At 69.8% G+C, this 22820-nt stretch carries 18 protein-coding genes; 17 read left to right on the top strand and 1 reads right to left on the bottom strand.

The features are described 5' to 3' along the window. Positions 1 to 8: 8 nt before the first annotated feature. The 3 genes from QTI68_RS16060 (at position 9) to QTI68_RS16050 (ending at position 7457) form a co-directional block, all read left to right on the top strand. Positions 9 to 3722 (top strand): CHASE domain-containing hybrid sensor histidine kinase/response regulator, encoded by a 3714-nt coding sequence (locus QTI68_RS16060; RefSeq protein WP_286522637.1) that lies wholly within the window; start codon positions 9 to 11, stop codon positions 3720 to 3722. Positions 3723 to 3810: 88 nt separating this feature from the next. Beyond that, entirely contained in the window at positions 3811 to 6435 is a 2625-nt protein-coding gene (gene alaS, locus QTI68_RS16055) for an alanine--tRNA ligase (RefSeq protein WP_286522635.1), read from the top strand. A gap of 2 nt (positions 6436 to 6437) precedes the next feature. Beyond that, entirely contained in the window at positions 6438 to 7457 is a 1020-nt protein-coding gene (locus tag QTI68_RS16050; protein WP_286522634.1) for a 2-dehydropantoate 2-reductase, read from the top strand. A gap of 199 nt (positions 7458 to 7656) precedes the next feature. Here the strand turns inward: QTI68_RS16050 and QTI68_RS16045 are convergent, their stop codons facing one another. Continuing rightward, entirely contained in the window at positions 7657 to 8964 is a 1308-nt protein-coding gene (locus QTI68_RS16045) for an MFS transporter (RefSeq protein ID WP_286522632.1), read from the bottom strand. Between the two features lie 296 nt (positions 8965 to 9260). Between QTI68_RS16045 and QTI68_RS16040 the strand changes: the two genes are divergently transcribed. The 14 genes from QTI68_RS16040 to QTI68_RS15975 are packed head-to-tail and all read left to right on the top strand — an operon-like array spanning position 9261 to position 22768. After that, complete coding sequence (locus QTI68_RS16040; protein ID WP_286523183.1) at positions 9261 to 10244, top strand: Bug family tripartite tricarboxylate transporter substrate binding protein; 984 nt, start codon at positions 9261 to 9263, stop codon at positions 10242 to 10244. 16 nt (positions 10245 to 10260) lie between these two features. Next, entirely contained in the window at positions 10261 to 11076 is an 816-nt protein-coding gene (locus QTI68_RS16035) for an SDR family oxidoreductase (protein WP_286522630.1), read from the top strand. Positions 11077 to 11101: 25 nt separating this feature from the next. Further along, positions 11102 to 11647 (top strand): cupin domain-containing protein, encoded by a 546-nt coding sequence (locus QTI68_RS16030; RefSeq protein WP_286522628.1) that lies wholly within the window; start codon positions 11102 to 11104, stop codon positions 11645 to 11647. Between the two features lie 23 nt (positions 11648 to 11670). Next, positions 11671 to 12543 (top strand): alpha/beta fold hydrolase, encoded by an 873-nt coding sequence (locus QTI68_RS16025; protein ID WP_286522626.1) that lies wholly within the window; start codon positions 11671 to 11673, stop codon positions 12541 to 12543. A gap of 27 nt (positions 12544 to 12570) precedes the next feature. Continuing rightward, positions 12571 to 13419 (top strand): IclR family transcriptional regulator, encoded by an 849-nt coding sequence (locus tag QTI68_RS16020; protein ID WP_286522624.1) that lies wholly within the window; start codon positions 12571 to 12573, stop codon positions 13417 to 13419. A 10-nt stretch (positions 13420 to 13429) separates the two neighbouring features. Next, a complete protein-coding gene (locus QTI68_RS16015; protein ID WP_286522623.1) occupies positions 13430 to 14269 on the top strand; it encodes an SDR family oxidoreductase in 840 nt (279 codons plus the stop codon). Beyond that, the gene (locus tag QTI68_RS16010) at positions 14262 to 15959 is read left to right on the top strand and encodes a thiamine pyrophosphate-binding protein (RefSeq protein ID WP_286522621.1); all 1698 of its coding nucleotides are present in this window, start codon (positions 14262 to 14264) and stop codon (positions 15957 to 15959) included. Before QTI68_RS16015 ends, QTI68_RS16010 begins: the two co-directional genes overlap by 8 nt. Positions 15960 to 15973: 14 nt before the next feature. Next, positions 15974 to 16783 (top strand): aspartate dehydrogenase, encoded by an 810-nt coding sequence (locus tag QTI68_RS16005; RefSeq protein ID WP_286522620.1) that lies wholly within the window; start codon positions 15974 to 15976, stop codon positions 16781 to 16783. A 14-nt stretch (positions 16784 to 16797) separates the two neighbouring features. After that, on the top strand, positions 16798 to 18273 hold the full coding sequence (locus QTI68_RS16000) for an aldehyde dehydrogenase (protein ID WP_286522618.1): 1476 nt from the start codon (positions 16798 to 16800) through the stop codon (positions 18271 to 18273). Positions 18274 to 18286: 13 nt separating this feature from the next. After that, positions 18287 to 19258, top strand: coding sequence for a VOC family protein (locus tag QTI68_RS15995; protein WP_286522616.1), 972 nt, complete (start codon positions 18287 to 18289; stop codon positions 19256 to 19258). Between the two features lie 11 nt (positions 19259 to 19269). Further along, complete coding sequence (locus tag QTI68_RS15990; RefSeq protein ID WP_286522614.1) at positions 19270 to 20265, top strand: Bug family tripartite tricarboxylate transporter substrate binding protein; 996 nt, start codon at positions 19270 to 19272, stop codon at positions 20263 to 20265. 21 nt (positions 20266 to 20286) lie between these two features. After that, positions 20287 to 21432, top strand: a complete 1146-nt coding sequence (locus QTI68_RS15985; protein ID WP_286522612.1) for an FAD-dependent monooxygenase — start codon at positions 20287 to 20289, stop codon at positions 21430 to 21432. 53 nt (positions 21433 to 21485) lie between these two features. After that, positions 21486 to 21704: a recombinase-like helix-turn-helix domain-containing protein gene (locus QTI68_RS15980; RefSeq protein ID WP_286522610.1), complete on the top strand. Its 219-nt coding sequence runs from the start codon at positions 21486 to 21488 to the stop codon at positions 21702 to 21704. A 41-nt stretch (positions 21705 to 21745) separates the two neighbouring features. Further along, complete coding sequence (locus QTI68_RS15975) at positions 21746 to 22768, top strand: Rieske 2Fe-2S domain-containing protein (RefSeq protein WP_286522609.1); 1023 nt, start codon at positions 21746 to 21748, stop codon at positions 22766 to 22768. The last annotated feature ends 52 nt before the right edge of the window (positions 22769 to 22820 follow it).

Genomic DNA, 22820 nt, shown 5'->3' with positions numbered 1-22820 from the left:
CGCCACCCATGTCGCTGCGGGAGTCGCTGCGCTCGCTGGCGTGGCTCGCCGTCGGGCTGTGCGTGGCCGCGGGCGCCGCTTTCTGGCAGGCCAGCTACAACAAGTCGCTGGCCGAAACGCGCTTCGAGGCCATCTCGCAGCGCGCGGTGGAGCGGGTGGCCGCCCGCATGCATGCCTTCGAGTACGGCTTGCGCGGCGCTCGCGGTGCGGTGATCGCGGCCGGCGGCGAGGCCGGCATCACGCGGCTTCGCTTTGCGCAGTACAGCGCGTCGCAGGACATCGAGCGCGAGTTTCCCGGTTCCAGCGGATTCGGCTTCGTGCGCCGCGTGCCGGTCGACCGGGAGGCGGACTTCGTCGCCGCCGCCCGACGCGACGGCAAGCCTGACTTCCACATCCACCAGATCGGACCCAACGCGGGCGAGCGCTTTGTCATCCAGTACTTCGAGCCCTCCGATTCCGCCGTTCCCGCGATCGGGCTCGACCTCGCTTCCGAGCCGCGACGCCGCGCGGCCGCCGAGCGCGCGATGCGGTCCGGCGAGATCGCGATGACGGCGCCGATCACGCTCGTGCAGTCCTCGCCGGGGCCGCGCTCGGTGTTGCTGCTGCTGCCGGTCTACGAGATCGAATCGCCGCTCGACGCGCTCCAGCAGCGCGATCGGCGGTCGCTGCCGGCACGGGGGACGCCCGAGCAGACCATCGGCTGGATCTACACGCCGGTCGTGCCCGCCGAGGTGCTGAAGGATTTCGACTTCGAGGGGGGGCAGTTCGCGATCAGCCTGGCCGACGCGACGGACGGCGCCGAGCCCGATCTCTTCTTCGTCTCGCCCCAGCAGCCGGCCGCGGCCGGCCAGCTCAGGAGCGTGCTGGCGCTGGAGCTCTACGGGCGGACCTGGAAAGTGGAGGTGGTGGCCAAGCCGCAGTTCCTGAAGCAGCTCAACCTGCGCAGCCCCTGGCCGGTGTTCCTGATCGTCGCGACGGTGGCCCTGCTGGTGGCGCTGCTGTCCTTCATCGGCCAGCTGACCGAGCGCCGCAAGCTGCGCGAGAGCGAACAGCGCTCGCGGCTGGCGGCCATCGTGACCAGCTCCAACGACGCCATCATCGGCTGCGGCCTGGACGGACGGATCACCGACTGGAACGACGCCGCGGCGAAGATCTTCGGCTACTCCGCCGAAGAGGCGATCGGGCGGGTGACCCATGCCCTGCTGATGCCGGCCGACTACCAGCACGAAGAAGAGGTGTTGCTGCGCCACGTCGCCGAAGGTCGATCGGTGGCCGCGTTCGAGACGTTCCGGCGGCACCGCGACGGGATGCCGGTGGCGGTTTCCGTGGCGGCGGCGCCGATCCGATCGGCCGACGGCGGGGTGATCGGCGCCGCTCAGACCGTGCGCGACATCACGCACGAGAAAGCGACCAAGGCACGCATCCTCGAGCTCAACGCGACCCTCGAGCAGCAGGTGAGCGAACGCACGGCGCAGCTGGTGGCCCTGTCGACGCGCGAGCGCGCCATCCTGGCCGATGCCGCGAGCGCGATCATCGCGACCGACGTCGACGGCGTGGTGACCCTGTTCAACCCGGCGGCCGAAGCCCTGCTGGGCTACACGGCCGCCGAGGTGGTCGACCGCTTCGAGATGATCCGGTTCCACGACCCGGCCGAAGTCCGTGCCCGCGCCGAGGCACTTGCCGCCGGGCTCGACCGGCCGCTGCGCGTCGGCGAGGTCTTCGCCCATGCCGAGGGCGGATTCGGCGCCCATCCCCGGGACTGGACCTGGGTGCGCAAGGACGGCCACCGCCTGCCGGTGCACCTGAACGTGAGCCCGCTGCGCGACGATGCCAACGCGGTGGTCGGCTTCATCGCGATCGGCTCCGACCTCTCGGAGCGCAAGCTGGCCGAAGAAAAGCTGCGCAGCAACGAACGCTTCATGCGCATCGTGACCGACAACATCCCGGGCATCGTCGCCTACTGGACGACCGACATGCGCTGCACCTTCGCCAACAGCGCCTACCAGCGCTGGCTGGGACGCTCGGCCGAGCAGATGGTCGGCACCACGCAGCTGGAGCTGCTCGGCCCCGAGCAGTTCGGCATCAACGAGCCCCACATGCGCGCCGCGCTCGCCGGCGAGGAGCAGCGCGTGATGCGCACGCGCACCCTGGCCGACGGATCGATCGCGCACTACTGGCTGCATTACATTCCCGACCGCGACGAGGCCGGCGTGGTGCAGGGCTTCATCTCGGTGGCGGTGGACGTGACCGACATGCGCCGGGCGCAGGAGCAGCTCGAGGTGCTGAACCTGGCGCTCAAGGAACGCAGCGCGCAGGCCGAGTCGGCGAACCGGGCCAAGAGCGAATTCCTGGCCAACATGAGCCACGAGATCCGCTCGCCGCTGAACGCCGTGATCGGCCTGGCCTACCTGCTGCGGCAGACCCGGCTGGACGACACGCAGCGCGATTTCCTGCAGAAGATCGACGCCGCCAGCAGCGCGCTGCTGGGCGTGATCAACGATGTCCTCGACATCTCGAAGATCGAGGCCGGCGAGATGGCGCTCGACGAATCCGGCTTCAAGCTGCAGGAGCTGCTCGACGGCGTCATGTCAATGGCTTCGGTCAATGCCGGCGGCAAGGACATCGCGTTGCGGCTGGAGCGCGAGGACGGCCTGCCGGCGCAGTTGCGCGGCGACCAGACGCGGCTGCGCCAGATCCTGGTCAACCTGATGAGCAACGCGGTCAAGTTCACGGCCGAGGGCGCGGTGCGCCTGTGCGTGACGCTGGAGGAGCGGCAGGGCCGGCGGGTGCGCCTGCGCTTTGCCGTGATCGATACCGGCATCGGCATCGAGGCGCAGGTGCTGGACCGCATCTTCGCGCCTTTCACGCAGGCCGACACATCCACCACGCGCCGCTTCGGGGGCACCGGGCTGGGGCTGTCGATCGTCAAGCAGCTGGCCGAACTGATGGGCGGCGAGATCGGCGTCGCGAGCACGCCGGGCCAGGGCAGCGACTTCTGGGTCGTGCTGCCGCTCGAGATCGCCGACGACACGGCGGCGGCGGCGCCCGCGCAGCCCGACCTGGCGGACATCCGGGTGCTGGTGGTGGACGACAGCCCGGTCAACCTGCTGGTCTGCCAGAGCATCCTGGTGCGGGCGGGCGCCGAGGTCAGCCTGGCGAAGGACGGCCGCGAAGCGGTCGAGAAGCTGCGGGCGGACCCCGCCGCCTTCGACGTGGTGCTGATGGACGTCCACATGCCGGTGCTCGACGGCAACGAGGCGACCCGGCTGATCCGCGGCGAACTCGGCCTGGTCGCGCTGCCGGTGATCGCGCTGACCGCGAGCGCGCTGGTGGCCGAACGCCTGCGGGCCTTCGAGGCCGGCATGAACGACTTCGTCAGCAAGCCCTTCGACGCCGAAGTGCTGATGCGCACGGTGCGGCGCTGCGTGGAGCGGGCGAGGGCAGGGGGGCTGGCGGGGGCGCCGGAGGATGCGGCGCCGCCGGCCCCGGCCCCGGCGGTGTCCGTCCTGCCGCCCGAAGACCTGGCGGCGCTGATCGACGCCCTGCGCGCGCGCAGCGCCTCGGCCCTGCCGCGCCTCGACGAACTCGCGCCGGCCCTGCGGGCCCATCTCGGCGAGCAGCGCTTCGGCGCCCTCGAGCGGGCGATGCAGACGCTGCGGTTCCGGCGTGCCGCCGAGATACTCGAAGGGGCCGACGCGGGCGGGCAGGCCCGAAACCTATAATCGCAGGCTCCAGCAGATCAAGCAGTCAGGTGGGTTCGAAGCAGGGGCTGCCCCCATCCGGCCGCCGTTGCACAAGCGAAAACCCAAGATGAGCCAGCCCACCTTCAGCGTCGCCGACATCCGCAAGTCGTTCCTCGATTTCTTCGCGACCAAGGGCCACACCGTCGTGCCCTCCAGTTCGCTGGTGCCGGGCAACGACCCGACCCTGATGTTCACGAACTCCGGCATGGTCCAGTTCAAGGACGTGTTCCTCGGCAGCGACCGCCGCCCCTACGTGCGCGCCGCCTCGGTCCAGGCCTGCCTGCGCGCCGGCGGCAAGCACAACGACCTCGAGAACGTCGGCTACACCGCGCGCCACCACACCTTCTTCGAGATGCTGGGCAACTGGAGCTTCGGCGACTACTTCAAGCGCGAGTCGCTCAAGTGGGCGTACGAGCTCCTGACCGAGGTCTACAAGCTGCCCGCCGAGAAGCTCTGGGCCACCGTCTACATCGAGGACGACGAGGCCTACGACATCTGGACCAAGGAAATCGGTCTGCCGCCCGAGCGCGTGGTGCGCATCGGCGACAACAAGGGCGGCCGCTACATGTCCGACAACTTCTGGATGATGGCCGACACCGGCCCCTGCGGCCCGTGCAGCGAGATCTTCTACGACCACGGCCCGGGCATCGCCGGCGGCCCGCCGGGCAGCCCCGACGAAGACGGCGACCGCTACATCGAGATCTGGAACAACGTGTTCATGCAGTTCGACATGCAGCCCGACGGCAGCGTCAAGCCGCTGCCGGCGCCCTGCGTCGACACCGGCATGGGCCTCGAGCGGCTGGCCGCGATCCTGCAGCACGTGCACAGCAACTACGAGATCGATCTGTTCGACGCGCTCATCAAGGCGGCGTCGCGCGAGACCGGCGAGAAGGACCTGGGCAACAAGAGCCTGCGCGTCATCGCCGACCACATCCGCGCCACGGCGTTCCTGGTGGCCGACGGCGTGATTCCGTCGAATGAAGGCCGCGGCTACGTGCAGCGCCGGATCGTGCGCCGCGCCATCCGCCACGGCTACAAGCTGGGCCAGAAGAAACCCTTCTTCCACAAATTGGTGCCCGACCTGGTGGCGCTGATGGGCGATGCCTATCCCAAGCTGCGCGCCGATGAGCAACGCATCACCGCCACCTTGAAGGCCGAGGAAGAGCGCTTCTTCGAGACCCTGGCCAACGGCATGGAAATCCTCGATGCCGCACTGGCCGACGGTGCCAAGGTGCTGCCGGGCGAGGTCGCCTTCAAGCTGCACGACACCTATGGCTTCCCGCTCGACCTGTCTGCGGACGTCTGCCGCGAGCGAAACGTGGCGGTCGACGAGGCCGGCTTCAACGCCGCCATGGAAAAGCAGAAGGCCGCCGGCCGCGCGGCCGGCAAGTTCAAGATGGAACGTGCCGTCGAATACGGCGGCGCCGGCAATGTCTTCACGGGCTACGAGCATCTCGAAGAGAAGGCGACCGTGGTCGCGCTGTACTTCGAAGGCGCGCCGGTTGCGCAGTTGAACGAAGGCCAGCCGGGCATCGTGGTGCTCGACACCACGCCGTTCTACGCCGAGAGCGGCGGCCAGGTCGGCGACCAGGGCGTGCTGGTGGCCGAAGGCCTGCAGTTCGGCGTCGAAGACACGCAGAAGATCAAGGCCGACGTGTTCGGCCACCACGGCACCCAGACCCAGGGCACGCTGAAGGTCGGCGATGCGGTCACGGCCCGGGTCGACACCGATCGCCGCGCCGCCACCATGCGCAACCACAGCGTGACCCACCTGATGCACAAGGCGCTGCGCGAGGTGCTGGGCGAGCATGTGCAGCAGAAGGGCTCGCTGGTCGACGCCGACAAGACGCGCTTCGACTTCGCGCACAACGCCGCCGTCACGTCCGGCCAGATCCTCGAGATCGAACGCCGCGTGAATGCCGAGATCCTCGCCAACCACGCGACCCAGGCCCGGCTGATGGACATGGAGTCGGCCCAGAAGACCGGCGCCATGATGCTGTTCGGCGAGAAGTACGGCGAGACCGTGCGGGTGCTCGACATCGGCAGCAGCCGCGAGCTCTGCGGCGGCACGCACGTTTCGCGCACCGGCGACATCGGGCTCTTCAAGATCACCAGCGAAGGCGGCGTGGCCGCCGGCGTGCGCCGGATCGAGGCGGTGACCGGCGCCAACGCGCTGGCCTACCTGCAGCAGCTCGAGGCCACCGTGCACAGCGCGGCCGCGACGCTGAAGACGCCGGCCTCGGAGCTGCAGGGCCGGCTCGCGCAGGTGCTCGAGCAGGTGAGGGCGCTTGAGCGCGAGGTCGGCTCGCTCAAGGGCAAGCTCGCCTCGTCCAAGGGCGACGAGCTGCTGGCGCAGGCGGTCGACGTCAACGGCGTCAAGGTGCTGGCGGCCAAGCTCGACGGCGCCGACGCCAAGACCTTGCGCGACACGATGGACAAGCTCAAGGACAAGCTCAAGACCGCGGCGATCGTGCTGGCGGCGGTCGACGGCGGCAAGGTCCAGATCGCGGCCGGCGTCACGGCCGACACCATGGGCCGCGTGAAGGCCGGCGAGCTGGTCAACTTCGTCGCCCAGCAGGTCGGCGGCAAGGGTGGCGGCAAGGCCGACATGGCGATGGCCGGCGGCACCGATGCATCGGGCGTCCCGGCGGCGCTGAAGTCGGTGCAAGGCTGGGTCGCCGAGCGCCTTTAGCCATGGGGGGCGACGACGCGGCGCTCGACATTCTCGTGATGGGCGCCGGCACCATCGGCTCGTTCATCGGCGGCAGCCTGGCGGCGTCGGGGGTACGTGTCGGCTTCGTCGGCCGGCCGCGCGTGCTCGGTGCCCTGGCGCTGCAGGGACTCACGCTGACCGACCTCGAAGGCCGTCGCATCCACGTGCCGCCGGCCGAGCTGCATCTCTTCGAACGCGTCCCCACCGACATCCGGCCGGCACTGGTTCTGCTCACGGTCAAGAGCGGCGCCACCGCCGAAGCCGCGGCCGAACTCGCCGCGGCGCTGCCGGCCGGCACGCCCGTGGTGTCGCTGCAAAACGGCGTGGCCAACGCGCGCGTCGCCGCCGAGGCCGGGCCGGGCCTGCGGGTGCTGCCGGCCATGGTGCCCTACAACGTGGCCGAAGTCGGGCCCGCGGCCTTCCATCGCGGCACCGAAGGACGGCTGGCGGCCCAGGACGATGCCGCGCTGCGGCCCTGGGTGGCGGTGTTCGAACGCGCCGGGGTGCCGATCGATTTGCATGCCGACCTGCTGCCGGTGCAGTGGGGAAAGCTGCTCTTCAATCTCAACAATCCGGTCAACGCACTGTCTGGCCTGCCGCTGCGCGAGGAGTTGCTGCAGCGCGGCTACCGGCGTTGCTTCGCGGCGCTGATCGACGAGGCGCTGGCCGTGCTCGGGCGCGCCGGCATCACGCCGGCCCAGCTGGGCGCGGTGCCGCCGGCGCGAATTCCCCCGATCCTGCGGCTGCCGACCCCGCTGTTCCGGCTGGTCGCGGCGCGGATGCTGCGCATCGATGCCAAGGCGCGCTCCAGCATGGCGGACGACCTCGCGCTGGGCCGGCGGACCGAGATCGACGTGCTCAGCGGCGAGGTGGTGCGGCTGGCCCAGAGCCACGGCATGCAGGCGCCGCTCAATGCGCGGATGGTCGAGTTGGTGGAGGCCTGGCCGGCCCGCCGCGAGCGCTGGCCGGCGCGGCAGTTGCTGACTCAGCTGGGGTTGTAGCGTCCTGCGCGGTTCTCGACCGCCGAGTTGCAGGGGTGGGTGCGGCCAATCGACGACCGCCGTGATGGATGAGGTCGATGGTGTGCTCTGCGCAGCGAAATAAAGGAGGAGGCCGAAGGCCGGGGGACATTCGCGGAGCAGAGTACGCCGTCGGCGTGAGCCCGCCCCGGACCGCCCCGAAACATCCGCCCCCGTGGCGTCAGGCCACCGACGGCTTCCGTCCCTTGCGATACAGGATCAGCGTCGCCGTCAAGCCGCAGGCCGCGGCCACGCTGAGCCACCAGGCCGGCGCCGCCTTGTCGCCGCTCGCTTCGATCAGCCAGGTCGAGATCGCCGGCGTGAAGCCGCCGAAGACCGCGGTCGACAGGCTGTAGGCGAGCGAGAAGCCGACCACCCGGACCTCGACCGGCATCACCTCGGTCAGGGCCACGACCATGGCGCCGTTGTACATGCCGAACAGGAACGAGAACCACAGCAGCACGTCGAGCATGCGGCCGAAGCTGGGCGCCGCGGCCAGCCAGTGCATCGCCGGATAGGCCGTGAAGATGGCCAGCAGCGTGACCGCCAGCAGCAGCGGCTTGCGGCCGATCCGGTCGGACAGGGCGCCGCCGATCGGCAGCCAGATGAAGTTGGTGACGGCCACCAGCAGGGTCACGATCAGGCTGTCGCGCGCGCTCAGGTGCAGCACGGTGCGCCCGAAGGTCGGCGTGTAGACCGTGATCAGGTAGAAGGTGGTGGTGGTCATCGCGACCAGCAGCATCCCGCACAGCACCACGCGCCAGTTGCGCGCCATCGACTGGAACACCTCGCGGGTCGTCGGATGGTGCTTGCGGGCCTGGAAGGCCTCGGTCTCCTGCAGCGAGCGGCGCAGCACGAAGATGCACGGAATGATCATGCAGCCGACGAAGAACGGGATCCGCCAGCCCCAGTCGGCCAGCACGGCCGGCGACAGCATCTCGTTGAGCCCGAAGCCGAGTGCCGCGGCCAGCACGATCGCGACCTGCTGGCTGGCCGACTGCCAGGCGGTATAGAAGCCCTTGTGGCCGGGCGTCGCCATCTCCGACAGGTAGACCGAGACGCCACCGAGTTCGGCGCCGGCGGAGAAGCCCTGCAGCAGCCTGCCGATCAGCACCAGCACCGGCGCCACCACCCCGATGGTCGCGTAGCCCGGCACGAAGGCGATCAGCACCGTGCCGCTCGCCATGATCGCCAGCGTGACGATCAAGCCCTTGCGCCGGCCGACCTCGTCGATGTAGGCGCCCAGCACGATGGCGCCCAGCGGCCGCATCAGGAAGCCGGCGCCGAACACCGCGAAGGTGAGCATCAGCGAGGCGAAATCGCTGCTGGCGGGGAAGAAGGCTTTCGAGATGTAGGTGGCATAGAAGCCGAACAGGAAGAAGTCGAACTGCTCGAGGAAATTGCCGCTCGTGACGCGCAGCACGGCGCCGAGCTTGGAACTGCTGGCCGGCGGCGCCGAAGAGGCGTTGGCGAGGGTGGCGGTGCTCATGGGATGTCTCCTGCGGGTCTGCAGCGCGGTGGCCGCACGGTCCGTCCATCGTAGGAGGCCAAGCTGTCGATCAGCCGTCCGCGCGCTCGGGGTATGTCCCGCCCCATGAGGTCAGGTCGCGCTCAGCGCAGCCGAGGTAGCGCCGGAATTCTTCCCAATGAAGCATAGGGTTTTTACCTATATTTCATCGGCGTTCCACGGACTATTCTTCGTCCATCGTTTCATTACTAAATCATTGATTCATTAGTGAAACAGAGCGAGTTTTCCCCAACGCCAAGGAATCGCCTCCCATGATGATCAAGAACACCCGCCGCCAGATGCTGGCTCTCGCGCTCTGCGCCGCCGCTGCCGGCGCCGCCGGTCCGGGCTGGGCCCAGGCCTGGCCGACCAAGCCGATCACGCTCGTCGTGGCCTATCCGGCCGGTGGCGACACCGATGCGCTGGCCCGGTTGTTCGCCGAGAAACTCTCGGCACGGGTCGGCCAGCCGGTGGTGGTGGACAACCGCCCCGGCGCCAGCGGCGTCATCGGCAGCAGCTTCGTTGCCAAGGCGCCCGCGGACGGCTACACGCTGCTGGTCGCGCCGAGCACCTTCTCGATCGCGCAGATCGTGCTCAAGACCGGCGCCGGCGCCGGCTACGACGTGGTGAACGGCTTCACGCCCATCATCCAGACCGCGATGATGCCGCTGTTCCTGGTCTCCGGGCCCGGCAGCGGCGCCAAGAACCTGAAGGACATGGTGGCCGCCGCCAAGCGCAGCCCCGATCTGTCCTATGCCAGTCCCGGCAGCGGCTCGCCGATGCACATCCTCGGCGAGATGTTCAACAAGTCGGCCGGCTTGAACATCAAGCACGTGCCGTACAAGGGCGTCGCGCCGGCGATCAACGACGTGCTCGGCGGCCACGTGCCGCTGACCGTGGTCACCTACGGCCCGATCGCGCCCTACCTGCCAAGCGGCAAGGTCACGCCGCTGGCGGTGGCCGACAAGGCCCGCTCGCCGCTCGCGCCCAACGTGCCGACGCTGGCGGAGCTGGGCTACAAGGACATCGAGGTGGTGGCCTGGAACGGCATCTTCGGTCCCAAGGGGCTGTCGCCCGAGATCGTGAAGACGCTCAACGGCCACTTCAACGAGATCCTCAAGATGCCCGACGTCGCCGCCAAGATGGCGGTGTTCGGCGCGCTGCCGCTGGGCGGCACGCCCGAGACCCTGGCCAAGACCAACGCCGCCGATTTCGAGCGCTTCGGCCGCGTGATCAAGGAACTCGGCATCCAGGCCGATTGAGCACCGAGGACACGACATGACCCAGCCCAGTGGCACCCCCGACCAGCAGAGCCTGCAAAACCTTCTTGCGGAACTGCCCGCCAACCTGCTGGCCGGCCGCAAGGTGCTGGTCACGGGCGCGGCACGCGGCCTCGGCCTGGCCTTCGCCAAGTGCATCGCCGCCGCCGGTGGCGCCGTCGTGATGGCCGACATCCTGTCCGACCTGGTGCAGACCGAGGCCGCGGCGCTGCGGGCGGCCGGCTCCACCGCCCACGGACTGGCGGTCGACCTCTCGGACCCGGCCTCGATCGACGCCTGCGCCGAAGCGGCCGTCGCCGCGCTCGGCGGCCTCGACGGACTGGTCAACAACGCAGCCATCACCAACTCCGGCGGCCGCGATGCGCATGCGCTCGAGATCGACATGTGGGACCGCGTGATGGCGGTCAATGTGCGCGGCACCTGGCTCATGAGCCGCGCCTGCCAGCCGGCATTGGCCGCGAGCGGCCGCGGCGCGGTGGTCAACCTGGCGTCGGACACCGCGCTGTGGGGCGCACCCAACCTGCTGGCCTATGCGTCGAGCAAGGGCGCCGTGGTCTCGATGACGCGCTCGCTGGCGCGCGAGTGGGGCGGCAGCGGCATCACGGTCAACGCCGTGGCGCCTGGCCTGACCCTGGTCGAGGCGACCGAATACGTGCCGATGGCACGCCACCAGAAATACCTCGAAGGCCGCGCGATCCCGCGCGAGCAGCAGGCCGCCGACGTCTGCGGCGCGATGCTCTTTGCCCTCTCGGGCCTGTCGCGCTTCGTGACCGGCCAACTGCTCGCCGTCAACGGCGGCTTCGTGATGCACTGATTTTTTCGACCAAGGAGTAAACCCGATGAGCGATTTGTCCGAACAACAGAAGATCGACGGCGCCGCCGACACCCTGGCGCAGCCCGAAGGCAGCAGCCTCCAGCAATGGATGGAAACGCGCATCGCGCGCTATGCCACCCGCAAGTACGACTGGGACGCGCTCAAGTTCCAGGCCGACCTCGATCCCAAGTTCCGCCGCGCGCAGATGCGCTACGTGGGCACCGGCGGCACCGGCGTCGCCAAGGACGTGAACACCGTGCCGGCCGAGAACTTCACCTTCTCGACCATGGTGATCCCGGCCGGCCACGAAGGTCCGCCCCACCTGCACACCGACGTGGAAGAAGTGTTCTTCCTGATCCGCGGCAAGCTCAAGGTCGTCATCGAGAAGGACGGCGAGCGCTTCGAGACCATCATGACCGACCGCGACCTGATCTCGGTGCCGCCGGGTGTCTACCGCGAAGAAATCAACATCGGCGACGAAGACGCGCTGATGTGCGTGATGCTCGGCGCCAAGAAGCCGGTGACGCCGACCTACCCGGCGGACCATCCGCTGGCCAAGATCAAGCGCTGATCCCCGGCATCGAGCACCAGCCCATGAGCGCCGCCGCCATGAACCCCGCCGCGATCCTGCCGCCCTCCGAAGTGGCGCGCCTCGAAGCGTGCTTCCCCGCGCGCGCCGTGGCGCTGCGCGGCGGCGGCCTGATGTCGGTGCGTGAATGCGGCAGCGGACCGGCGCTGGTCTGCCTCCATGGCATCGGATCGGGCGCCGCATCCTGGCTCGACACGGCCTTGCTGCTGGCGCCGCAGGCGCGCGTGCTGGCCTGGGATGCACCCGGCTACGGCGCGTCGACGCCGCTGGCGCCCGCGCGGCCCACGGCCGCCGACTATGCCGAGCGGCTGGGCGCGATGCTCGACGCACTCGACATCGACCGCTGCACGCTGGTCGGCCACTCGCTCGGCGCGCTGACCGCGGCGTCCGCGGCGCGGCCGGGCTCGGCGCTGACCGCGCGGATCGCCCGGCTGGTGCTGATCAGCCCGGCCGCCGGCTACGGCGCGCCCGAACGTGCCGAAGAGCGCCGCCGTGTCCACGCGCAGCGCATCGAGGCCCTGTCCGGGGCCGGCATCGCCGGCATGGCGTCACGCGCCGACACCAGGCTGCTGTCGGCCGGCGCCGGCGAACAGGCTCGGCAATGGGTGCGCTGGAACATGGCGCGCCTGAACGAAGGCGGCTACGCCCAAGCGATCGAACTGCTGTGCGGCGGCGACCTGCTGGCCGACCTGCCGCCGGCCATGCCGGTGCGGGTGGCGTGCGGCGCGCTCGACGTCGTCACGCCGCCGGCCGGCTGCGCCGAGGCGGCCCGCAAGTGCGGCGTCGCGCTCGAAATGATCGCCGACGCCGGGCATGCCAGCTACGTCGAGCGGCCGGAAGCCGTGGCGGCGCTGCTGCGCGACGTTCTTGCCGCCTGACCGGCCCCAATTCAACGAAGAGACACCATGGCAACCAACGACATCGAATCGATCGAAGAGGGCGCAGACCGCTACAACGTGCCGGCGCTCGAGCGCGGCCTGCGCCTGCTGTGCGAGTTCAGCCGCGAGCACCGTTCGCTGTCGGCGCCCGAACTCGCGCGCCGCTTCGACCTGCCGCGCTCGACCGTGTTCCGGCTCCTGACCACGCTCGAGAACATGGGCTTCCTCGAGCGCGCCGAAGGCGGCCGCGATTACCGCCTCGGCCTCGCCGTGCTGCGGCTCGGCTTCGAATACCTGGCCTCGCTCGAACTGACCCAGCTCGGCACGCCGCTGCTGCAGCGCCTGTGCGATGAACTGCGCACGCCCTGCAACCTGGTGGTGCGCGACGGCCGCTCGATCGTCTACGTAGCCAAGGTCGCGCCGCCCACGCCCTTCGCCAGCTCGGTGACAGTGGGCACGCGGCTGCCGGCGCATGCCACCGTGCTGGGCCGCATCCTGCTCGAGGACCTGACGCTGGTGCAGCTGCGCGCGCTCTACCCGGAAGACAAGCTCGAGGCTTTCTCGCCGCGCACCCCGGTCACGGTCGACCAGCTGTTCGACATGGTCCAGGCCGACCGCCAGCGCGGCTACGTGCTGGGCGAGGGCTTCTTCGAATCCAACATCTCGACCATCGCCGCACCGGTGCGCGACCACAGCGGCCACATCGTGGCGGCGCTGGGCGCGACCATCACCTCGGGCCATATCGACGAAAGCCGCATGGACGAGATGGTGCAGCGAGTGCGCCAGACCGCCGACGAAATCTCCGGCCTGCTGAACTACGCGCCGGCCGCCAAGGGCCAGGTGATCCCGCTGCGCGGCGGCGACCTCGCAGCCTGAGTTGCGCACCATGACGACACCCCAGCTTTCCCCCAACCTCTTCGCCGCCGACGCGCTGGCCGGCCGCGTGGCCGTGGTCACGGGCGGTTCCTCCGGCATCGGCCTGGCGACCGTCGAGCTGCTGCTCGACAGCGGCGCCGCCGTGGCGCTGTGCGGCCGCGACGCCGAGCGGCTCGACCGCGCGGTGGCCGGCCTGCGCGCAACGCGCCCCGAGGCGCGCCTCTTCGCCCGCACCTGCGACGTGCTCGACGCGGCGTCGGTGCAGCGTTTCGCCGCCGACAGCGAAGCCGCGCTCGGCCCGGCCTCGATGCTGATCAACAACGCGGGGCAGGGCCGCGTATCCACCTTCGCCGACACCGACGACAAGGCCTGGAGCGACGAGCTGCACCTGAAGTTCTTCTCGGTCATCCATCCGACCCGTGCCTTCCTGCCGCAGCTGGTGGCGCAGCGCGTCGCCCTGGGCGATGCCGCGATCGTCTGCGCCAATTCGCTGCTGGCGCGCCAGCCCGAGCCGCACATGGTCGCGACCTCGGCCGCACGGGCCGGCCTGCTGAGCCTGGTGCGCTCGATGGCGACCGAGTTCGCGCCCCAGGGCGTGCGCGTCAACGGCATCCTGATCGGCCTGGTCGAGTCGGGCCAGTGGCGCCGGCGCTTCGAGGCCCGCGCGCAGACCGAGCTCGACTGGGACGCCTGGAGCAGCCAGCTCGCCCGCGACAAGCACATCCCGCTGGGCCGCCTGGGGCTTCCGATCGAAGCCGCGCGCGCCATTCTCTTTCTCGCTTCACCGCTCGCGTCCTATACGACGGGCAGCCACATCGACATTTCCGGAGGCCATTCCCGCCATGCATAACCCCAACCCCACCGTCACGGCCGGCGCAGTCGTCGCCGCCTTCCTCGAGCAATGCGGCGTCAAGGCGGCATTCGGCGTCATCTCGATCCACAACATGCCGATCCTCGATGCCTTCGCGCAGCGGGGCGCGATCCGCTTCATCTCGGCCCGCGGCGAGGCCGGCGCGGGCAACATGGCCGACGCCTATGCACGCTCCACGGCCAGCCTGGGCGTGTGCATCACCAGCACCGGGCCGGCCGCCGGCAACATCGCCGGCAGCATGGTCGAGGCACTGACCGCCGGCGCACCCGTGCTGCACATCACGGGCCAGATCGAGACGCCTTATATCGACAAGGGGATGTCGTACATCCACGAGGCGCCCGACCAGCTCACGATGCTCAAGGCCATCTCCAAGGCGGCCTTCCGCGTGCGCAGCGTCGAGAACCTGCTGGGCACCCTCAAGCGCGCGGTGCAGGTCGCGCTGACCGCGCCCACGGGCCCGGTCAGCGTCGAGATCCCGATCGACATCCAGTCCGCGCTGGTCGCGATGCCGGCCGACCTGTCGCCGCTGCCGATCGAGGCCGCCGTGCCTTCGAAGGCTGGCCTCGACGCGCTGGCCGCGGACCTCGCCAAGGCCAGGCGTCCGCTGCTGTGGGTCGGCGGCGGTGCCCGCCACGCCCGCGCGGCCATCCAGCGCCTGCAGAAGCTCGGTTTCGGCGTGGTCACCACCACGCAAGGCCGCGGCACGGTGCCCGAGGACGATGCCGGCTCGCTCGGCGCCTACAACATCCAGAAGCCGGTCGAGGCCCTCTACCAGACCTGCGATGCGATGCTGGTGGTCGGCTCGCGCCTGCGCGGCAACGAGACGCTGAAGTACGAGCTGAAGCTGCCGCGCCCGCTCTACCGCATCGACGCCGATGCCGCAGCCGAAGGGCGTTGCTACGCCACCGATGCCTTCGTCTGCGGCGATTCCGCGCTGGCGCTCGAAGGCCTGGCCGACCGCCTCGAAGCGGCCAGGTACAAGGCCGATCCCCAGCTGCTGGTCGACCTGCGCGCCGCCCACGACCAGGCGGTCGCGACCCTGCGCGACGGCCTCGGCCCGTATGCCGAGCTGGTGCGCCGGATCCAGCAGGTGGCCGGGCGCAACTTCAACTGGGTGCGCGACGTGACCGTCTCCAACAGCACCTGGGGCAATCGCGAACTGCGCATCTTCGAACCCAGCGCCGGCGTGCACGCCACGGGCGGCGGCATCGGCCAGGGCATGCCGATGGCGATCGGCGCGGCGATCGGCGCGGCGGTGACCGGCTCGGGCCGCCGGACCTTCTGCCTGGCCGGCGACGGCGGCTTCATCCTGAACCTCGGCGAACTGGCCTGCATGGTGCAGGAGAAGGCGCCCATGGTGATCGTGCTCATGAACGACAAGAGCTACGGCGTCATCAAGAACATCCAGGACGCGCAGTACGGCGGCCGCCAGTGCTACGCCGAACTGCACACGCCCGACTACGACCTGCTGTGCAAGTCGATCGCGCTGCCGCACGCCCGCGTGCAGAAGCTGGACGATCTGCCGGCGCGGCTGGACCAGGCCCTGGCCACGGACGGCCCCTTCCTGCTCGAGATCGACATGCTGTCCATCGGCGGCTTCAAGAGCACCTTCGCCGGTCCGCCGACCAACACGATCACGCAGATTCCTGCGCTCGGCACGGCCAAGTGAGCGGAGCCCTTCGCATGTCCACCCCCACGCGCATTGCGCTCATCGGCTGCGGTGCCATCGGCAGCGCGATGCTCGAGCTGCTCCAGGCCGATGCGGCACTGGCGATCCAGGCGATCGTCGTGCCGGCCGATGCCTTCGCAGCGGCCCAGGCTACGGCGCAGCGGCTCGCACCCGGCGCGCAGGTCGTGTCTTGCGTCCCGCTCGAAGGCATCGACCTGGTGGTCGAGGCCGCGGGCCATGCGGCGATCGAGGCGCATGTGCTGCCGGCCCTGCAGCGCGGCACGCCCTGCGTCGTGGCTTCCGTGGGCGCGCTCTCTGCCCCTGGCCTGGCTGAGAAGCTCGAAGCCGCCGCGCTCGCGGGCGGCACGCAGGTGCAACTGATCGCCGGTGCGATCGGCGCCATCGACGCGCTGGCCGCTGCGCGTGTCGGCGGGCTCGACGAAGTGCGCTACATCGGCCGCAAGCCGCCGCAGGCCTGGAAGGGCACGCCGGCCGAGCAGGGCCGCGATCTCGCATCCCTGGCGCGCGAGACCGTGATCTTCGAAGGCAGCGCGCGCGAAGCGGCCACGCTGTATCCCAAGAATGCCAACGTGGCGGCCACCGTGTCGCTCGCCGGCCTGGGCCTGGACCGCACGCTGGTGCGGCTGATCGCCGATCCGGCGGTGGCCGACAACGTCCACGTGGTCGAGGCCCGGGGCGCCTTCGGCAGCTTCGAACTCACGATGCGCAACAAGCCGCTGGCCGCCAACCCCAAGACCTCCGCGCTGACGGTCTACAGCGCCGTGCGGGCGCTGCGCAACCGCGTCGCGGCGCTGGCGATCTGAACCGAGGAACCCCGATGATTTCTTCCGAACTCCTTCCCCTCAATGTCGCGGGCGAGTGGCGCCTGGGCGGCGGCGACGTCTACGAGAGCCTGTACCCGGCCACCGGCGAGCCGATCGCGCGCCTCCGGGCGGCCAGCCTGGCCGATGTCGACGAGGCCATCGAACGCGCGCACCACGCCTTCCTCACCAGCGGCTGGGCCCAGATGCTGCCGCACCAGCGCGCGAGCGTGCTGCACCGCGTGGCGCAGTTGATCCGCGAGCAGTCCGAAGCCCTGGCCCAGAAGCAGCGCCTCGACAACGGCAAGCCGATCAGCGAGACGCGCAACCTGGTGGCCAGCGCCGCCGGCACCTTCCAGTTCTTCGCGGCCGCGCTCGAGACCCTCGAAGACACGATCACGCCCTCGCGCGGCCCCTTCGTGACGATGAGCGTGCACGAGCCGATGGGTGTCGTCGCGGCGATCACGCCGTGGAACTCGCCGATCGCGAGCGAAGCGCAAAAGCTGGCGCCGGCACTGGCCGCGGGCAATGCGGTGGTGGTCAAGCCGGCCGAGGTCACGCCGCTGATGGCGCTCGAACTGGCGCGCATCTGCGAAGAGGCCGGCGTGCCCAAGGGCATCGTCAGCGTGCTGCCGGGCAAGGGCTCGGAGATCGGCGACGCCATCACGAAGCATCCGCTGGTCAAGCGCGTGTCCTTCACGGGCGGCACCACCACCGGCAAGCACATCGCCCACATCGCGGCCGACAAGATGATGCCGGTGTCGCTCGAACTCGGCGGCAAGTCGCCGACCATGGTGCTCGAAGACGCCGACCTCGACCACGCGGTCGCCGGCGTGCTCTACGGCATCTTCAGTTCGTCGGGCGAATCGTGCATCGCGGGCTCGCGGCTGTTCGTCGCCCGTTCGATCTACGACGAATTCCTGACCCGGCTGGCCGAAGGGGCCAATGCGCTGCGCGTCGGCGACCCGGCGGCCGAGACCACGCAGATGGGCCCGCTGATCACGGCCAAGCACCGCGAGGGCATCGAGCGCTATGTGGAGCTCGGCGTGTCCGAAGGCGGCCGCATCCGCACCGGCGGCGTGCGCCCGCACGGCAACGGCCTCGACCGCGGCTACTTCTACACGCCGACGATCCTCGAAGGCCTGACCAACAGCGCTCGCATCAGCCAGGAAGAGATCTTCGGCCCGGTGCTGGTCGCGATGCCCTTCGACGACGAGGAACAGTTGATCCAGCAGGCCAACGACAGCGTCTACGCGCTGGCCGCCGGCGTCTGGAGCCGCGACTTCAAGCGCGCCTGGCGCCTCGGCCGCGCGGTGCACGCGGGCACGGTCTGGGTCAACACCTACAAGCAGTTCTCGGTCTCGACCCCGTTCGGCGGCTGGCGCGACAGCGGCCTCGGCCGCGAGAAGGGCCGCGAGGGCATCTTCCAGTACATGGAGCAGAAGAGCATGTACTGGGGCACCAACGAGCAGCCGCTGCCGTGGGCCAACTGAAAGGAACATGATCATGAGCGTACTGGGCATCGACCAGATCACCTATGCGGCTGACGACCTCGCGGTCTGCCGCACCTTCTTCCAGGATTGGGGCCTCGTGCTCAAGTCCGAGGCTGCCGACGAACTGGTCTTCGAATGCCTCAACGGCTGCAAGGTGGTCGTCGCGGCGTTGGACAAGCCGGGCCTGCCGGCCGGCATGGAAGAGGGCCCGACCCTGCGTGAAGTGGTGTGGGGCGTCGAGAGCGACGCCGACCTCGCGCGCTATGCCGCGGCGATCGCCAAGGACCCGGGCTTCGTCGACGGCGAGGCCGATGGTGCCCGCCGCATCGGCTGCATCGACCCGAACGGCCTGGCCGTGCGGCTGCAGGTCAGCCGGAAGCACGCGGTCGAGGTCGACTGCGGTGCGATGAATACCTGGAACGCCAAGCCGCGCCTGAACCAGCCGGCGCCGGTGTATGACCACGCGACGCCGATCGAGGTCGGCCACGTCGTGTTCTTCGTCAGCGACGTCAAGGCCACCAGCGCCTTCTACAGCGACCGCTTCGGCTTCGTCGCGTCCGACAGCTACCCGAACCGAGGCGCTTTCATGCGCTGCGCGCCAGAGGGCGGCCACCACGACCTCTTCCTGCTGCAGCTGCCTTCGGGCAAGCGCGGACTGAACCACGTGGCCTTCACCGTGCGGGACATCCACGAGGTGTTCGGCGGCGGGCTGCACTTCTCGCGCAAGGGCTGGGAGACGCAGCTCGGCCCGGGCCGTCATCCGGTGTCCTCGGCCTACTTCTGGTACTTCAAGAACCCGGCCGGCGGCCTGATCGAGTACTACGCCGACGAAGACCAGCTGACTGCCGAGTGGCAGCCGCGCGAGTTCGAACCGGGCCCGACGGTGTTCGCCGAATGGGCGGTCGACGGCGGCCTCGACGGCCACACGCGCCGTCAAAAAAATGCCGAAGGCCCGAAGGGCGCCTTCCTGACCGAAAAGAAATGATCGACATGCCAATGACACGACGCATCCCCCTGTCCCGACTGCTCGGCGTCGCCGTGCTGGCGCTGGCGGCCACCACGGCCGTGCAGGCGCAGAGCGAGGCCCAGAAACAGCTCGCCGGCGACCGCTTCACGATCGTCTCGCCGTTCCCGCCCGGCGGGCCGGTCGACACGCTGGCGCGGGTGCTTTCCGATGGCCTGGCCAAGCGCTACGGCCAGCCGGCCGTGGTCGAGAACCTCGCGGGCGCGGCCGGCAACATCGGCATCGACAAGGTCAAGCGCGCGAAGGGCGACGGCCACACGCTGCTGGTTGTGCCGGCCGGCAATCTCACGATCAACCCGACCTTGATGCCGAACTTCCCGTTCGACATCGAAAAGGACTTCGTGCCGGTCACCATGCTCGCGACTGCTCCCAACGTGCTGGTGGCGACGCCGGCTTCGGGCTTCAAGAACGCGAAGGAAGTCGTGGCCCAGGCCAAGGCCAAGCCCGGCACCCTGTCCTATGCATCGCCCGGCGTCGGCAGCGGCCTGCACCTGGCGGGCGAGCTGTTCAAGCAGCAGGCGGCGGTCGACCTGCTGCACGTGCCCTACAAGGGCACGGCGCCGGCGCTCAACGACGTGCTCGGCGGCGTGGTGCCGCTGATGTTCAGCAACCTGCCGGCGACGCTGCCCTTCATCAAGAGCGGCAAGCTGGTCGCGCTCGGCGTCACCGAAGCCAAGCGCAGTCCGGTCGCGCCCGAGATCCCGACCTTGGCGGAGCAGGGCATCCAGGGCGTCAACGTGACCTCCTGGTACGGCCTGCTCGCACCGGCCGGGACCTCGCCGGCCATCGCCGCGCAGCTTGCCAAGGACGCCGCCGAGATCCTCGCCGCGCCGGCCGTGCGCGAGCGCCTGCTGGCGCAGGGCATGACCGATGCCTCGATGAAGCCGGCCGAGTTCGCCGCCGCGATCCGCGACGAAACCGCTGTCTGGGCCAAGATCATCAAGGCCCGCAACATCGTCGCCGAATAACAAGAACCCAAGGAGACACCCATGCAATGCAATGAATCCACCATCGGCATCGTCGGTGCCGGCATCGGCGGCCTGGTCGCCGGCATCGCGCTGCAGCGCGCCGGCCACGATGTGGTCGTGTTCGAGCAGGCGAAGCAGTTCGCCCGCGTCGGCGCCGACATCAACCTGACGCCCAATGCGGTGCGCGCCCTCGACGGCCTCGGCGTCGGCGAGGCAGCCCGCACGACCGCCGCGCGGCCCAGCCATCGCATCAGCCGCACCTACGACAGCGGCGAGGAAACCTCGCGCCTCGAGATGGCCGACTCGGCCGAAGCGAAGTACGGCGCGCCGCAGCTGACGATCCACCGCGCCGACCTGCTGGCCGCGCTGGCCGACATGTTCCCGGCCGAACGCGTGGCGCTCGGCAAGCGGGCGCAGTCGATCACGCCGGACGCCGAAGGCGTCGACCTGCGCTTCGAGGACGGCAGCAGCGCGCGCGTCGGCCTGCTGATCGGCGCCGACGGCATCCACTCGGCAGTGCGCACCGCGATGTTCGGCGCCGAGAGCCCGCGCTTCACGGGCATCGTGGCCTACCGCGCGGTGGTCCCGGCCGAGCGCGTCGCCGGCGTGCCGAACCTCGGCGCCTTCACCAAGTGGTGGGGACCGAACCCGCAGAGCCAGATCGTCACCTTTCCGCTCAACCGCGGGCGCGACATCTTCATCTTCGCCACCACGCCGCAGGACACCTGGCATCTCGAATCGTGGACCGCGCCCGGCAGCGTCGACGAACTGCGCGAGCAGTACGTGGCCTACCACCCCGACGCCCGCGCGCTGCTCGATGCCTGCGACACGGTGCTCAAGACCGCCCTCTACGAGCGCGATCCGATGCCCGCCTGGGCCCAGGGCCGGATGGCGCTGCTGGGCGATGCGGCCCACCCGATGCTGCCCTTCATGGCGCAGGGCGCCGGCATGGCGATCGAGGATGCCGTGGTGCTGGCCCGCCATCTCGATGGCGTGCCGATGAGCGACGCGGCGGCCGCGCTGAAGTGTTACGAGCAGGCTCGCATCGAGCGCGCCAGCCAGGTGCAGCTCGGATCGCGCGGCAACAACTGGCTGCGCGAAGGCGGCAACGCCGACTGGGTCTACGGCTACGACGCCTGGGCGGTGCCCGTGGCGCTCGCGGCGTAGGCAGAGGCCTCCCACGGCCACCCGACAACCTCTTTTTTTCGATGGAGCGAACCATGACCGACCGTTATCTCGATCCCCACCAGGCGCGCCAGCGCATCCCCACCACCTACGAGGACCTGCTCGGCGACGCGATCGAGCGCGCCTTCGCAGCCGGCGTCCACGACCTCGCCGGGTTGGTCGAACGGCTCAACGACAGCGGTCTCGCGAGCCCCAGCGGCAAGGCCTGGACCGAGGCCATCTACCGCGAAGAGATGGCGACCCTCGGCGCCTGAGCCCCGAGCCGCCGATTTTTTCCCTCAAGAGGAACCCCACCATGACCCCCTCCCGCGAAGACCCCGTCGACCAGTTGCTCGAGATCGGCCTGAAGGATCTCTGGTATCCGATCTGCCCCACCGGCTTCATCAAGGAATCGCCCGTGTCGCTGCGCCGCCTGGGCCGCAAGTTCGCCCTCTGGCGCGACCACGGCGGCAAGCTGCACGCGCTCGAAGACCGTTGCCCGCACCGCGGCGCGCCGCTGTCGCAGGGCGTGATCCTCGGCGACCGCCTTTCATGTCCGTACCACGGCGTCGAGGTGCGCTGCGACGGCGTCGCCGTGCGCGTGCCCGGCAGCCCCGGCTGCAAGCTCGAGGGCTCGCAGGCGACGCGTTTCTTCCACGTCGAGGAGCGCGCCGGCGCGGTCTGGCTCTACAACTCGAAGGAGTCGGTCGAGACGCCGCCGCCGCTGGTGCTGCCCGAGCAACTGACCGACGACGAGCAGTACTCGAGCTTCCTCTGCTATGCCGAGTGGAAGGGCGACTACCGCTACGTGCTCGACAACGTGATGGACCCGATGCACGGCACCTTCCTGCACAAGCAGTCGCATTCGATGGCCGAGGGCGATTCGACCGCCAAGTTCGGCATCCGCGCGACCGACACCGGCTTCGTGTTCGAGAAGGAAGGCCAGCGCAACGTCAACTTCGACTGGACCGAGTGGGCCGACACCGGCATGCACTGGATGCGCCTGGAGATCCCCTACCCGAAGACCGGCGGCCCCGGCGGCAACTTCATCATCGTCGGCAGCTACACGCCGATCTCGCCGACGCTCTCGTGCGCCTTCCACTGGCGCGTGCGCAAGCTGGCCAAGGGCTGGGAGCGCGACACCTGGCGCTTCCTCTACAAGAACCGCCTCGAAGCGCGCCACTGGCACGTGCTCGAGCAGGACCGCGTCCTGATCGAGAACATGGAGCCCGACGCCAACCAACACGAGCAGCTCTACCAGCACGACCTCGGCATCGTGCGCCTGCGCCGCCACCTGCGCGGCCTGGCCCAGCAGCAGCTCGAAGGCGCGAGCGCCTGATCAACGCGCGGGCCGCGGCACCGAGGCGCGCGGCCCACCGACCCACTCATCG

The sequence above is a fragment of the Variovorax sp. J31P207 genome (genome assembly GCF_030316965.1).
Taxonomy (GTDB): domain Bacteria; phylum Pseudomonadota; class Gammaproteobacteria; order Burkholderiales; family Burkholderiaceae_C; genus Variovorax; species Variovorax ginsengisoli_B.
This window is presented reverse-complemented; position numbering and strand designations above follow the sequence as displayed.

Bases quoted from the DNA above. Each gene is read 5' to 3' on its own strand.
- QTI68_RS16060 (WP_286522637.1), top strand. From the start codon at position 9: ATGTCGCTGCGGGAGTCGCTGCGCTCGCTGGCGTGGCTCGCCGTCGGG.
- QTI68_RS15990 (WP_286522614.1), top strand. From the start codon at position 19,270: ATGACACGACGCATCCCCCTGTCCCGACTGCTCGGCGTCGCCGTGCTG.
- QTI68_RS15985 (WP_286522612.1), top strand. From the start codon at position 20,287: ATGCAATGCAATGAATCCACCATCGGCATCGTCGGTGCCGGCATCGGC.
- QTI68_RS15975 (WP_286522609.1), top strand. From the start codon at position 21,746: ATGACCCCCTCCCGCGAAGACCCCGTCGACCAGTTGCTCGAGATCGGC.
- QTI68_RS16050 (WP_286522634.1), top strand. From the start codon at position 6,438: ATGGGGGGCGACGACGCGGCGCTCGACATTCTCGTGATGGGCGCCGGC.
- QTI68_RS16025 (WP_286522626.1), top strand. From the start codon at position 11,671: ATGAGCGCCGCCGCCATGAACCCCGCCGCGATCCTGCCGCCCTCCGAA.
- QTI68_RS16020 (WP_286522624.1), top strand. From the start codon at position 12,571: ATGGCAACCAACGACATCGAATCGATCGAAGAGGGCGCAGACCGCTAC.
- QTI68_RS16030 (WP_286522628.1), top strand. From the start codon at position 11,102: ATGAGCGATTTGTCCGAACAACAGAAGATCGACGGCGCCGCCGACACC.
- QTI68_RS16015 (WP_286522623.1), top strand. From the start codon at position 13,430: ATGACGACACCCCAGCTTTCCCCCAACCTCTTCGCCGCCGACGCGCTG.
- QTI68_RS15980 (WP_286522610.1), top strand. From the start codon at position 21,486: ATGACCGACCGTTATCTCGATCCCCACCAGGCGCGCCAGCGCATCCCC.
- QTI68_RS16005 (WP_286522620.1), top strand. From the start codon at position 15,974: ATGTCCACCCCCACGCGCATTGCGCTCATCGGCTGCGGTGCCATCGGC.
- QTI68_RS16000 (WP_286522618.1), top strand. From the start codon at position 16,798: ATGATTTCTTCCGAACTCCTTCCCCTCAATGTCGCGGGCGAGTGGCGC.
- QTI68_RS16035 (WP_286522630.1), top strand. From the start codon at position 10,261: ATGACCCAGCCCAGTGGCACCCCCGACCAGCAGAGCCTGCAAAACCTT.
- alaS (WP_286522635.1), top strand. From the start codon at position 3,811: ATGAGCCAGCCCACCTTCAGCGTCGCCGACATCCGCAAGTCGTTCCTC.
- QTI68_RS16045 (WP_286522632.1), bottom strand. From the start codon at position 8,964: ATGAGCACCGCCACCCTCGCCAACGCCTCTTCGGCGCCGCCGGCCAGC.
- QTI68_RS16010 (WP_286522621.1), top strand. From the start codon at position 14,262: ATGCATAACCCCAACCCCACCGTCACGGCCGGCGCAGTCGTCGCCGCC.
- QTI68_RS15995 (WP_286522616.1), top strand. From the start codon at position 18,287: ATGAGCGTACTGGGCATCGACCAGATCACCTATGCGGCTGACGACCTC.